At 60.0% G+C, this 13046-nt stretch carries 11 protein-coding genes; 7 read left to right on the top strand and 4 right to left on the bottom strand.

Features of this window, described 5'->3' with window-relative positions:
* Window positions 1–336 precede the first annotated feature (336 nt).
* Entirely contained in the window at window positions 337–1746 is a 1410-nt protein-coding gene (locus ABIB90_RS34840; protein ID WP_354202340.1) for a DUF2130 domain-containing protein, read from the top strand.
* A gap of 833 nt (window positions 1747–2579) precedes the next feature.
* Entirely contained in the window at window positions 2580–2834 is a 255-nt protein-coding gene (locus tag ABIB90_RS34835; RefSeq protein ID WP_354202339.1) for a hypothetical protein, read from the top strand.
* Between the two features lie 122 nt (window positions 2835–2956).
* Here the strand turns inward: ABIB90_RS34835 and ABIB90_RS34830 are convergent, their stop codons facing one another.
* The gene (locus tag ABIB90_RS34830; RefSeq protein ID WP_354202338.1) at window positions 2957–3139 is read right to left on the bottom strand and encodes a hypothetical protein; all 183 of its coding nucleotides are present in this window, start codon (window positions 3137–3139) and stop codon (window positions 2957–2959) included.
* Between the two features lie 1125 nt (window positions 3140–4264).
* Between ABIB90_RS34830 and ABIB90_RS34825 the strand changes: the two genes are divergently transcribed.
* The 3 genes from ABIB90_RS34825 (at window position 4265) to ABIB90_RS34815 (ending at window position 5987) form a co-directional block, all read left to right on the top strand.
* The gene (locus ABIB90_RS34825) at window positions 4265–4594 is read left to right on the top strand and encodes a PilZ domain-containing protein (RefSeq protein WP_354202337.1); all 330 of its coding nucleotides are present in this window, start codon (window positions 4265–4267) and stop codon (window positions 4592–4594) included.
* A gap of 413 nt (window positions 4595–5007) precedes the next feature.
* The gene (locus ABIB90_RS34820) at window positions 5008–5340 is read left to right on the top strand and encodes an H-NS histone family protein (RefSeq protein WP_009859190.1); all 333 of its coding nucleotides are present in this window, start codon (window positions 5008–5010) and stop codon (window positions 5338–5340) included.
* Window positions 5341–5606: 266 nt separating this feature from the next.
* Window positions 5607–5987 (top strand): hypothetical protein, encoded by a 381-nt coding sequence (locus ABIB90_RS34815; RefSeq protein ID WP_354202336.1) that lies wholly within the window; start codon window positions 5607–5609, stop codon window positions 5985–5987.
* Window positions 5988–6223: 236 nt separating this feature from the next.
* On the opposite strand, the gene ABIB90_RS34810 is transcribed toward ABIB90_RS34815, so the two are convergent.
* Both ABIB90_RS34810 and ABIB90_RS34805 read right to left on the bottom strand, forming a co-directional pair.
* Entirely contained in the window at window positions 6224–6979 is a 756-nt protein-coding gene (locus ABIB90_RS34810) for a ThuA domain-containing protein (RefSeq protein WP_354202335.1), read from the bottom strand.
* Window positions 6980–7612: 633 nt separating this feature from the next.
* Window positions 7613–9829, bottom strand: a complete 2217-nt coding sequence (locus tag ABIB90_RS34805; RefSeq protein WP_354202334.1) for a VCBS domain-containing protein — start codon at window positions 9827–9829, stop codon at window positions 7613–7615.
* Window positions 9830–10118: 289 nt separating this feature from the next.
* On the opposite strand from ABIB90_RS34805, the gene ABIB90_RS34800 reads away from it, so the two are divergent.
* Both ABIB90_RS34800 and ABIB90_RS34795 read left to right on the top strand, forming a co-directional pair.
* On the top strand, window positions 10119–10739 hold the full coding sequence (locus ABIB90_RS34800; protein ID WP_354202333.1) for a FecR family protein: 621 nt from the start codon (window positions 10119–10121) through the stop codon (window positions 10737–10739).
* Complete coding sequence (locus ABIB90_RS34795; RefSeq protein WP_502918253.1) at window positions 10733–11560, top strand: tetratricopeptide repeat protein; 828 nt, start codon at window positions 10733–10735, stop codon at window positions 11558–11560. The genes ABIB90_RS34800 and ABIB90_RS34795 overlap by 7 nt, the downstream gene beginning before the upstream one ends.
* A 1008-nt stretch (window positions 11561–12568) precedes the next feature.
* Here ABIB90_RS34795 and ABIB90_RS34790 read toward each other — a convergent pair.
* The gene (locus ABIB90_RS34790) at window positions 12569–12832 is read right to left on the bottom strand and encodes a hypothetical protein (RefSeq protein ID WP_354202331.1); all 264 of its coding nucleotides are present in this window, start codon (window positions 12830–12832) and stop codon (window positions 12569–12571) included.
* Window positions 12833–13046: the final 214 nt, after the last annotated feature.

Below are 13046 nucleotides of genomic sequence, written 5' to 3'. Positions count from 1 at the left end.
TCGGTTTTCCTTTCCTTAGTCCATCACCGCCGTGAAAGCGCAAAATCGCATTTGCTGATTTGCCATAGCTTAGCACGTAGGCCACCTTGTTCTCCGCAGGACGGCCCATCGCAAGGAAATCGATATTTGCCGTTTTTAGGCTGGATGGATAAGCAGGCCACGCCTGCCGATAGCGGGAAACCAGTGGATTTCCGGCTGAAAATGCCCGGAATTCCGGCGCTTTACTTGACCGTCAAAACCTTCATGTTCTAATTTTGTTCTCAATGAGCAGGATCGATTCTGTCGGCCCCTTGCCTTGTTTGAATGACAACAGCAGCGCCCCAGGCGACCAGGACCATGCACGAGATCATCTGCCCCCACTGTACCAAGGCCTTCAAGGTTGATGAATCCGGCTATGCCGAGATTCTGAAGCAGGTCCGCGACGCCGATTTCGCCAAGCAACTGCACGAACGGCTGGAGTTGGCCGAGCGCGACAAGCAGGGCGCTGTTGAATTGGCCAAAGCCCAGGTTGGCGGCGATCTGCAGAAGACCGCCGCTGCCAAGGATGCCGAAATCCAGGAATTGAAGTCCAAGCTGGAGGCGGGTGAGATCTCTCAAAAGCTTGCCGTCACCGAAGCGCTCGGTGCCGTGGAAAAAGAGCGGGACAGGCTTGCGAACGCCCTCGCGCAAGCGGAACGCGAGAAGAAGGCTGCCTCAGAGCTTGCAGAGGCGCTTCTGGCCAGCGAGCAGCACAAGATCACAGCCGCCAAGGAAAAAGAAATCCAGGAGCTGAAGGCTAAGCTTCAAGCCGTCGAGCTTGAGAAGAAGCTCGCCGTGACCGAAGCCGTCGGCACCATTGAAAAAGAGCGCGATGAGCTGAAAAACGGCATCAAGCAAATTCAGCTTGAAAAGCAGCTTTCCGAGCAGTCGCTCAAGGACAAATACGAAACCCAGATCAAGGATCGGGATGACGCGATTGAACGCCTCAAAGATATGAAGGCCCGCCTCTCGACCAAGATGGTCGGCGAGACCCTCGAACAGCACTGCGAGACCGAGTTCAACCGGGTGCGCTCGATGGCGTTTCCGCGGGCCTATTTCGAGAAGGACAACGACGCGCGGACCGGCAGCAAGGGCGATTACATCTTCCGCGATTCCGACGAAGCCGGCACCGAGCTCATCTCGATCATGTTCGAGATGAAGAACGAGAGCGACAAAACCGCGACGAAGAGCAAGAACGAGGATTTCCTCAAGGAGCTTGACCGCGATCGTACCGAGAAGGGCTGCGAGTACGCGATCCTGGTCTCATTGCTTGAACCCGACAACGAACTCTACAATACCGGCATCGTCGACGTCTTCCACCGCTATCCCAAAATGTACGTCATCCGGCCGCAGTTCTTCCTGCCGATGATTACCCTCCTGCGGAACGCCTCGCTCAATTCCCTAAAGTACCGGACCGAACTGGCACTCGTAAAGGCCCAGAATATCGACATCACCCAGTTCGAAAGCCAGCTGGAGACGTTCAAGAACGGATTCTTGAAGAACACTGATCTCGCTTCCAGGCACTTCCACACCGCGATCACGGAGATCGATAAGTCCATCGATCACCTGCAGAAGACTAAGGATGCGTTGATCGGGGCTGACCGCAACCTGCGCCTCGCGAATGACAAGGCGCAGGACGTGACGATCAAGAAGCTGACCCGGGGTAACCCTACGATGGCGGCCAAATTTGCCGAGCTTAAGAGCCAGGCCGCTGAGGCGGCAGAGTGAGCGACCCAGTGTTTCGTTCTCGATGCAAGTCGTTACTTGCTGAACAGCGTGCGCAGGGTCGCCTCAGCTGAGATTGCAGACGTCCTGTCGCCGGCTGCGACTGGGAAAACGATCTCAGCAGGTGGCGGCGGCGGTGATTTCTTTGCGGCCGCGGCAATTGCACCGAGGCCAGCCAGGCAAACTACTCCAAGCGCGACGGTCCTGATCACGTGGCACGCTCCTATGCGGGAGTCGCAAAGCGTCCTGATCAAATCAGTCCAGATTAAGGCGCCTCGATAGTCTTGGTTAACGGGCGGCGGGCGGCAGGAACGGGAGTCGGACTTGATAGTAGCCGTGCTCACGGCTTCCTGCCTAGCATGCTAGCGACTTTGCAAATCTGCTTCCCAAACAGATTTCTGTTCAATCGGATCCCTGCCTTGAGACGACGATAGCGCTAGATGACGGAGGCATAGAAATATGCCAGATGCGCTGAGGCTGAATGACGCTGAACGCGCTGACGTGAGCTCATGGCCGAATCGATGAAGAGAACGGGCCCAGCAATTCCGGAGTTTTAGTCATCTCGGATGAATCGGGCGATCGTCACTACGTACCGCTCGCAACAACCGACGGAATTCAGCCGCCCGGCAGAAGTATCATGAGCAGATCAGGGCTGACCAGATCCAGAATTAACTCGCAGCGCTGACATCAATCTTAATCTCAGGCTTTGCTTGCGGCGGCGCATTGGAGCGTTAGCTTTGCGCACCGGACATTGTCCCGTTCGGGTCCACGCAGGCGAAGCCCTCGCGCCATTATACTCGGCGCGTCGGCCTCTGCTGGCCATGCGCGAGTTCATATTGAAGAGGCCATCGAAACAGGAAACGCTCGATCTCGCCGAGATGCGCCGGCAGATCACGGCCTTGCGGTCCCGGCACTCGGAAAATCTACGCATCACCTATCCGTTGAATAGGCTGCTGATCAAGATTGCATATCTCAGTGAACCGGAGAACGCAGCTCACGCAGAGCAGCTGCGCGAAGCGTTTGCCAGGACGATGGCCGATATCCAGAAGCGCGTCACGAAACACGCCGGCAAGCCGCCGGGTAAGGCCTAACAGGTAGATAACATTGCACAAAGCGATCGCCGGGTTGAGGCTACCTGTAGCCGCGGAGGTAAACGCCGCCTTCGTCGCTGGGGCTGCCGCTGTCGCAAGCGGTGGCCCCGCCCATGAGAGGCCTAGTAAGCGCGCCGCGCTACTCGGGGCAGAGAGGGCAGTCTCGGAGAAAACCGGTGGGCAAGCGCGAGCACCGCGGCTTCGTCGGTTTCGAGCGCGATCTTCTGGGCGAGCATCACGTCGCCACCTAGCCAGAGCCCGTTCGGGAACGAAACACCAGCCGATCTTAGGCTGCTTTTCTTCATCAAGCTCCAAAACATTGCTCATGGTGCCCTGATGAATTCGATATCGTCGGCCGGTGTGAGAGCCGGTGACTTCGAAAAAACCCTCGGCATCATATTGCGCACGCTGCTGTGGAGATAACCAATCGCGCAGAAGACGTTGCGCACGCGCTTCCGGGCCATTTTGCTCGATGAAGCTTTGATAGAGCGCACGCAGGGCGCGCAAACGCACACTACTGCCGATGCTACCGCGCCTAAACAAGAACATTTGTTGCACCCGACGGGTCTAGCCGCCGACCAACCGCGGATAGAACAGCGACCTCTCCGAGTGGAGGTCCGACTACGTCTCCGAGCGAGAAGGGTGGTCCGTTCATGACTTAACCCGAAGAGCGCTTCAGCGGCGTGATGTCCGCTGACAAAGGTAAACCGACGCCGAGCTGCACTTGCCGCGACCGCCTGCTTTTGACCCAAAGCCGAACAAGTCAACGCGGTCGCTTTTTTCGGCCAGAGCGATCTCTGATGAAGGCTTTCCGTGGCTGCGAGCCCACGGCACGTTCGTCGCCACGGTTTGCGGCTAGAAAACAAAACGCCGCTGTCGCCGTAATCGGCGACGCATCGCCGAGACACCTGTGACTTTTGAACGTTTGCCGACTTTTCGTTCCTCGGCTTGCTCAACCCGGCTGCGAAGGTTCTGAAGCTCTGTCAGCTGAGATCTTAGAAACCAAACGCGTTCGTGCAGAACCGTCATGCGGTTGTGCCCCTGACCACGCCTACTCATCAACGCCCCTTATTATGAATATTTAAAAACCACCGTTGTCAGGCCGAGAGACATAAAATGATCTATTAAGTTCAACTAATAGTAGCTCAGGTTTGTGAAAGTGCTGTGAAATACTTCACTTTCGCGGAAAAAGACGTGTCCTTGAGCGGTTTCATTTGCTTGTAAGGTGGGCACCAACGTCGGCGGATTAACCACGCGGTCTGGTTTAATTTTAATGAGACAATAATACTGCTTGTTACCCTGGGCCGTGCAGATCAACGTGCAGATATTGCCGTTTTCCGGGCTCGGCGGGATCGGAAAACGTAGAGGTGCAATCGCGATCGCTGCGATCGCTCGATTGGAAGTTACCTCTTCATTTGGAGAATCTCGCCATGGTCGAACGTCGGGCAATGGAGCGGATACCGATCAACCGGGCGGCGCGGCTATCGTTTGGTGGATTGAGTGGGACCCATCCGTGCGTGGTGCGCGACATCAGCACCCTGGGAGCCTGCATCTCCACGCCGTACTACATATTCGCCAGCGAATTTGCGCTATCGTTCGACGAACATTCCGAAACCTTCACCTGCCGCGTCATGTGGAGGAAGGAGACACTTTGCGGCGTGTGCTTCGTCCTGCGCCACAGCTCGCCGAAATTGGCGAATGATTGCAGCAACACCACAACGTGGTGCGGCTTGACTACCAATCATGTGCTGCCGCTCTGAGCATCCTTCGCTCATGTTTCGACATAAGTCTCGCGTGCGCTGAGAAGCGATTGGATAGGGCGGCCGTTTTGGGTGTTGGCCAATCGGCAAAGTCGCGCCCCTCCACGAGGTCCGCTCACCGAGGCATGACGGACCAGATTTGCTCACGTTGAGTTTTTCGCATCCTGACCCATTGCGGGCTCCAGCGTGTCGACGCGCCCTGAACGCGGGCATCGTCTTGTGTTAAATCAAGGCATCACGATCCATTGTGTGTAGGCAACGAGTGCCACGCTGCTGAAGCAATGTCGCGGAACGCAAGCAGGTCGTCGCCGAAGGGTCAATTTCTCAACGAGGATCAGGCGCTAAGAAACCACAAAAAAGTTCCAATGCTGGAACCTAATTTTCCGCTGTTTCCTCCGTAAAGGGAGCAAGATATGAAACCGTCTAGGGACACCTTGGCGCAGATGTCCATCGACCAGCTTTGGGATCTCTACCGCCAGACCGAGGCCATTCTCCCAGGAAAACTTGCGGCGAAACAAAAGGCGCTAGAAGAGCGGTTGGCTAAGCTCGGCGGCGCGGTTGGGTCTCTTACGCGGCAAACTGTTCGCGCCCGACGGCGCTATCCCAAGGTCCTCCCAAAGTATCGAAACCCACTAAATGGATCGGAGACTTGGGCCGGACGCGGTAAGCAGCCTCGCTGGGTAACAAACCTATTGAAGTCTGGAAAACGGATCGATGACTTACGTATTGATCGGACCGCGACGTAGCCCGTTCAATGCCGGCGTTGGATTTCCGCTTTCCTAACTTGCTCTCGGAGTGCTTGCACTTCGTCCCAAAGTTTTTCGAGGTCGGTTGCTGATGCGTGCTTTCGTTTCAGCCTCTCAAGCTCAGCAGCCAGGATCAGTAGGTCCGGCGTAACACGCTTTTGCTTCTTTGAAGCCCGGACCTTTCGTCCCATCTGGGAACAACTCCGCAAGCACTAATCGGCCTCCCGCACTGTAGCAAGTATTGTGCCGTGTCGGATGTATGGTGGATGAACGAGAGATCGTTCAGCTCGGCCCTATGGATCACCCCAAGTGCAGCCGCGCAGGGCGCCTGCCATGTCGTCCGTGCTATGTTGCTTTCCGGGCATCGAACGGCGGCAGGATGCTTGATAGGTCGAGATAGCGATACGGCATACTGTGCGTTACCTGTGATCCGCGAGAAAGCCAGCAACGAAGGTCCGGTTCTGGTCCCTAAGCCGAAGAGCAGTTCAGCCGCCGTGATGTCCGCTATCGCTGGGATTGTGTTGCAAAAGTCGAAAGTTGCAGGGTTCAAGATTTTTCGCGAAACCACTACGCAGCGAGCGACCGCTGATTCGTATGACCTCAATCGCGTTACCGAAGTCGCCTGTGAATTTTGCGTGAGGCCGTGAGGTCCCCCGCATCTTGTACGCGAAAGTCGCGCCCACGGCCCGCGGAATTTTGGTCATCGGCGAAAAACGACTTTTGCAACAATATCGCTGGTGAACCGGACGCCGAGCTGAACTTGGCTCGCCAGCCGCTTTTGACCCGGAACGGAAGGTCGCAGACCAAGACCGTCCGAACCTCTGGCACGGACACCACCCGACGAATCCGGCGGTGGCGCAAATGCGAAGTGCGGCGGCGTCTCCTAGGGCGACCTTCGCATAGACCAGAGGATAGCGTTCGTGAGGATTCGCTGGTAGCGGGCGTCCTGCCAAACTGACGGCTCGTGGCCTAGCGCCGAATAAAATACTCGTCCCTCGCCATAGAATCGGGTCCAGGTGAGAGGCCAGCCATAGAATCGTTGATGCACGCCGGTCTTGCCAAGGTCCACCGAGCTTGGGTCGAGGCGCAGGAGCAAGCGTGAACCACGATAGTCGAAGTCGCTGATTTGGTAGATCTCGTCCTCGACTTGCAACGAATTCCCGAGAAAAGCCACCAGGGGATCGCCAGGATCAACCACCTCGATCTTCACGGCCTGATGCCAAGGATGACCATTGAAGTAGCCGCCGACCAGATCGAGATAGTCCGGCCAAGTGTAGAATGTGTCCGTCGCCGAATGAACGCCGAGGAACCCGCGACCCGAGCGCACAAAGTTGAGAAGAGCTCTCTTTTGCGCCTCGCTCATCGGAAGTTCTCCGGTTGTGTAGAACATCACTGCCGCGTAGCGCTCGAGGTTTTCGGTAGAAAATTCGGACGTGTCTTCCGTTGCAGTGACTTCAAAGACACCCGAATTGCTTCCGAGCTGGGTCAGGATTACCTTGGAAAGCGGTATGACATCATGCCGGTAGCCGGCGGAGTATGTGAAATAGAGGATGCGCTCTGGCGGACGCTCCGCATGCGCGCCGAGTGGTCGGATTGCCGCCGCGCCGCCGAGGAGCGCGATGAACTCACGTCGCCTCACAATCGCCTCCGCCAAAGCCAACGAACCATGTTTTGAAGAAGCCTAGCACAGATCAGCCCAGCACCGGCCTTGGGGCATCGCCCTCTGGCGTCCTATGCAACGCTGCTGGCCCATCAGCGAAGTGGCGAACCGTCTCATGAGGTCAGCTTCGTGGGTGATATTGTTGCAAAAGTCTTTTTGGGGTGGTGAACGAAAATTCTTAGAGCCGCTGATGCGCTTCACGCGCGGTGACGTGAGGGACCATATCGCTTCGTCCAAAATCAATCACAGATCTCCGCAGCAGCATTGAAGGGCAATGCAGCTGGAGAAACGTTCAAAGATCAACTTTCGCGAGATTTTCAGGGTCGTTCGATTTTCGACTTTTGCAACAAAATCTGGGTGGAAGCGGACTGGTTTTGCTCAGGCCGGGTTCTTCGCACCTTGACCCGGAACGGACATCGCGAATCCTGCAAGTGCTGCTCCTGTCGCCTTCCGAGTATGACCTTGGAGGTTACAAGACTCATTATTATGGTGCCTGGGAGCGGACATGAAGTAGCGCGCCTTGTGCGGGTCCGTGAATGTGATCGGCGCAACCATGGGAGCGCCTCCGGAAAACGCCAATCCGTCTGGACGCGACGAAGGCGTCGGCGGCTCTCAGAGGATCAGATCGTGTTGGAAGGGTAGGTGTCCGCCCTGGCCAGCAGCCTCCTGCTCGTCGAAACGCCAACTCTCCGGCGTCGCATCGGCTGGATGGGGCCATGCGGCCGCGGCGGAATCGTGCTCCGGATTGAGCGCGGCGACGGGTACCGAGGAAGCGACTGCCGGGGCCGTCGAGCTGGCATGCTGCAGTTCCGCACCCGCCTCGAAATGGAACGCGGGCTCGGCCCGGTTGTGAAAGCCTTCGTCGTCGGCGCCCTGAATGACCACGGTCACGATCTGCGGCGTGCCGTCGATCGTGGTCACGGTGAAGGTATCGGTCAGCGCGTCGCAAGGCCTCAAAGCCTGGACCTCGGGGTTCTCGGAGTTGAGCACGTATGTCCACGTGCCGCAGGTCGTCATCGTGAAACTGCCGTAGCCGTGGTCGCTCGCCTGCGGGCATGTCGTGGCCGTGAAGGTGTCGTCGGGATTGTCGACGTCTTTGTCGGACAAGGTGCCGCTCGCGCGTGGGGGGTCGTCGCAGGAATTGCTTGGCTCGGTCACGCGTCCGCAAATATCGCCGCAGACGACCGCGGCGTCGTTGCTGCCCTCGATGGTGACGGTCACCGTCTGTGCCGTACCGTCCGCGGCCCTCACCGTGAAATCGTCAATCAGCGACTGACCTGCGTTCAGCGCCTGCACAGCGCAATTGCCGTTGTCGAGCGCGAAGGTCCAGTGCCCGTCCGCGGTCATGGTGAAGCTGCCGTAACCGTGGCCGCTCGACTCTGGACATTTGACGGGATCGAACGCGTTCGACGGGCCGTCGACGTCGGTGGCGGTCAGAAGGCCGCACGCGGTTGGGACGCCCTGCGCGGAATTGTGGACTCCGCCCGCTTCGACCACGCGACCATGCGTGTCCCCAGAGATGACGGCCGGATCGTCGGCGCCCTGGATGGTCATCGTGACGACCTGCGGCGTGCCGCCGATCGTGGTCACGGTGAAGGTGTCTGTCAGGTTCTGGCACGCCGTAAGCGCCAGCACCGCGGCGCTGGCGGGATCCAGCGCGTAGGTCCAGTACCCGTCGGCCGTCATCGTGAAGCTGCCGTAGCCTTTGTCGCTAGCATGCGGAGAGCTTACCGCAGTGAACGTGTTGGTCGGATCGTCGACGTCGGTGTTGGCGAGCTTGCCGGTCGCGGTCGGGACGTCGTGCGCCATGAACGCCGCCGCAATCGCGGCGGCGTCCATTGTAACCGCGGCGACGGATCCACCGGTCCCGCCGCTTATCGCTGCCGCGTCGTCGGTGCCGGCGATGTCGATCGTGAAGGTTTGGCTTGCCGAGGCAAAGCCGTCGGACGCCGTGATCGTGAAGCTGTCGGCGTTCGGCGCCTTCAGCGCGTTGATAGCGTCGTTGTTCGGTACGTAGGCGTAGGCGCCGGTCGCGCTGTTCAAGTACAGGATTCCGAAGGAGCCGGCCTTCTCGACGTCGTAGCTTGCCCCCGCGACGGTGAAAGCGCCGATCGCGGCGCCCGCGATGCCGAACGTCGGGGTCGTGCCGGAGCCGAAGCTCGTGGCCGAGAAGCTGCCGCTGCTCGCCGAGAACTCATCGAACGCGACTGTGTCGATCTCGACCGGGCCCGACCCGAGCGTCAGTGTCGGTGGCGAATGGATCAACGGCCCATCCGGCACGAAGCTGGCCTGCACCACCAGCCCGGGAAGGGCATGTTGTGGATTGGGCCCCTCCGGCGCCTGGAAATCGATCGGCTGCAGCGTCTGATCGACCGCTTCGCCCGGAGGCGTGCCGGATCCGGACGGCCCATGGTCCTTCGAGTAGTTGTCAAGCACGTCCTGCTGCCGGCTCTGCAGGTCCTCCATCCGTGACGCGTTGTTGGCGATCTGCGCGAAGCTGACGGACGATCCGGTCTTGCTGAGGATGACCGTCTGCCCGGGATCGTCGACGATGATGTGGCGCGGCACCGGCTCCTTCGTGATGAGTTCGAAGGTGCCATGCTCGAACCCCTTGTAGGTGATGGACGCGTCGTCGAACAAGGCGAGATCGGGATCGGCGGCCCACGCTTCTTTCAGCGCCGTCAGAATCAATGCGACGAAGGACAGCCCTCCGGCCCATCCGAGTCTCGCGACGACCGGCGACTCCACAGCGCGCCCGCCGCGGACGGACGGCGGACTGCGTTGGTGCTGCGCCGGCCAAGGACCGGCGAAGACACGTGCGAGCGACATCCTACGCCTCGCATGCTGCCCGCTTCCGCCGAAGCGGCCGGACCGATCGAGTGTGAGTCCACCCGCCCACGTTCCGGTTCCGCACACCAGACTACGCTTTGTCGTCCCCAGGCTCCTTCACGAAATGTTGACTGGGTGCGCGCAAATGCGCTCTTTTGTTGGCGCTGAGCGGTCGGGACCATCGTCCGTTGCGACTAAAGAGAGGCGGTCACAACATGCGGTATGGTGCGCCGGGCGCGCTCTGCCATCATTCCGCCGGAGCGGGCTCTTCACGGACGGGAGCGGACGCATGCACGGACTAAGGACGGTTGCAGGACTTCTCTGCCTTTTGCTCGTTGCAGTGGCGTATCCGCCTGCGCCGCTTCGGGCGCAGGACGTCAAGCCAATCGGCAAGGTCGTGACCGTCGCTGGCAAGGCAGTGATCGAGCATATCGATGCCGCGGTTGTGCAGGCGAGACTGTCCGAGGACGGGGCCAGCGCGAAGGTCGGCGATCCAGTCTATCGGGGCGACGTCGTCAGGACGGGCGCCGACGGGCGCCTCGGTATCAATTTCGCCGACGGCAGCTCCTTCAGCCTGTCGAGTAACGCCAGCATGGAAATGAGCGAGTTCGTCTACGATCCGGACGGCAAGGACAATTCAACCCTGATCAGCCTGACCAGAGGCACCTTCACCTTCGTCGCCGGCAGCGTCGCCAAGACCGGGAGCATGAAGGTGGACACGCCGGTGGCGACGTTGGGGATCCGGGGCACCACGCCCCACATCGAGATTTCGGACGACGGCACGGTCAAGTTCGCCACCCTGATCGAGCAGGGCAAGGATGCCGTCATGAAGCGGAAGGCCGGTCCGACCGTTGCGCCTCCCCGGCAGCGGAGGGCCGACCGCGCTCTCGGCATCTGCCGGGGATGCTGAAGGTCTTCGGGACGGCGCCAGTTATGATCCTGCTGCTGGCCGCCCCCGCGTCGGCGCAGAAGCCGGCAGGTCAATTCCGGAACGTCGAGCTCTGCAACGCCGCCTCGTCGCCCGACCGGAGGATCGAGGCCTGCTCTGCCTTCATCGCAGCCGGCCGTGGCGGGCCACAGGCCCTGGCCATGGCCCACAACAACCGCGGCATCGCCTACGCGGCGAAGGTCGACTACGACCGCGCTGTCGCCGACTTCGACGCGGCCATAGGCATCGATCCGACCTTCGCCAAGCCCGTCAACAACCGCGGCGCGGCGAGACTGAGGACGGGCGACTACGACGCCGCGATGGAGGATTTCGACCGAGCCATCGCCCTCCAGCCGGCATACCCCGGGGCCTTCGTCAACCGCGCCGAGGCCTGGCTGAAGAAGGGCGATCTCGTACGCGCCGAAAGCGACTACACCGCCGCGACTCGTCTGAACGCCGACATGGAAGTGGCTTGGAGCGGCCTTTGCTGGATCCGGGCGAGCACGGGCGACCCGCAAGGCGCGGTGGAAGCCTGCGACAAGGCGATCGGGTCGGGCGCGCATACGGCTGCGACCTACGATTCCCGCGCGCTCGCCCACCTCAAGGCTGGACGGACCGATGCGGCCATCGCCGACTACGACGCCGCGCTACGCATCGACCCCACGCTCGCCGCCGCGCTGTACGGTCGCGGCCGGGCAAAGATCCGCCGCGGCGAGACGGCTTCGGGAGAAGCCGATGTCGCGGCCGCGAAAGCCGTCCGGGGCGACATCGCCGAGGAATTCGCGCGCTACGGCGTACCGTAGTCCGTCCTCAACGCGTGCCCGTCGGAGAATGCCGTCTCTCCCCTACCGAGAGAACCTGAGCTGCAGCGTTCGAGCAAGTTTTTTTGCAGATTCTCTCCCTCCGCCATGCACGCCGAAAAAGTCTTTATCCTTCAGTGCTTCCTGAAGCGGACTATTTGGCGGCCCATATCCGAGCCCATACCTTCGATCGAAGGACTGGAAGGATAACGTGCGTCGCGTGGGTCTTGCACGGTCCTAGTCACCCACAACCTTCATCCGCCCATCCATCTGCCAGGTTGCGGCTCTCAGAGGTGCGCTTCGGAATGAAATACCTTCGAGATTATTTGGATCCGGCTCTCGCGCTCGGAGCCCCACCCGAGGGCCGACCCAAATAGCTTCGTCCCTTTGTCTTGGTAGAGCGACTAGCCGGATGTCACCGCTATCAATTCGCTTGCCATCTATCGACTTAATAATCTCTCTGTCGTCATCGGACCATTTCTGAAAGTGAAACTGCTTCCCAGCGCGCACAATGCTCGTGAACGCCGTTCCTGGTCCCTTGTGCTTGCAAATCTGCCTCACCAAGAGACCGCCATGTATGGCCCTCGGCTTTGAACCGCAGGTAATATCAATCCCGGACCTCCTGGGGGGCCGCGATCTTGCTGTTCCAGCCTCTCGTTGAAGGGAGTAGTGGGGACGGTGCACGTACCAGGTGCCCGATTCGAGTTGTTCTGCGTGGCAATGAGTGTACGGGTCACGCCAGATGTCGGAATCGGTACACAAGTACAACTCGCCGGTCGTCCGGGCTACCCGGTCGCAGGCCGAGGGTATTATCGCGGATACGGCAGGGCAGCAGTGGGAGCCGCAGCCGTTGGTGCCGCGGCCTATGGCGCTTACGGTGCTTACAACAACTGTTACGATGCGTACGGCAATTGGATTGAAACGCGCCGAGCCCATGCCGACGGCGGTTGGCTGGCGCTGGTGACCGCTGTGGCGCTCGCCGACCGGACGGCGAACACGGGCAGCAGCGTCCTACGGCTGCGTCCCGCGATCGGCATCGTTCGCCATTAAGGGCCAGTTCTTCAGCATCAGCGCCAAGTCGCCGTCCCAGATTGCTAGCGCGCCGCATCGACCGGAGTCGCGAGCGGCGCGGTCCTGACGCGCCGCAGGAGCCACGCGCGGAATTCTCGCCTGTCGAGCCGCATTCAGGCCCGCTTGGAAAAACCGCTCGCGCTGCGGCGCGTCGAGCCGCGCCCAGCCCTGCATCGTGGCCTCGAACAGATCGATGCGCCGCATCTCGGCGTGCCTTTCAAAGGCAGATGCAGCAAAGGAAACACAAAAAACGAAAAACGCAAATATGCCGAAGGGGCGCGGTCGCGCGGTCCCCGCGTTTATCTATGCACCCAGAGGGACCCGAAACGTGGCGGGTGCGCGGAGACGGAAGCGCACAGTAGTCGCCTCCGATGCGATTTGCCGCACGGGACCGTCCTTCTGATGAGTTAACGTTAGG

The organism is Bradyrhizobium sp. JR4.1, from assembly GCF_040548605.1.
Lineage (GTDB): Bacteria > Pseudomonadota > Alphaproteobacteria > Rhizobiales > Xanthobacteraceae > Bradyrhizobium > Bradyrhizobium canariense.
This window is presented reverse-complemented; position numbering and strand designations above follow the sequence as displayed.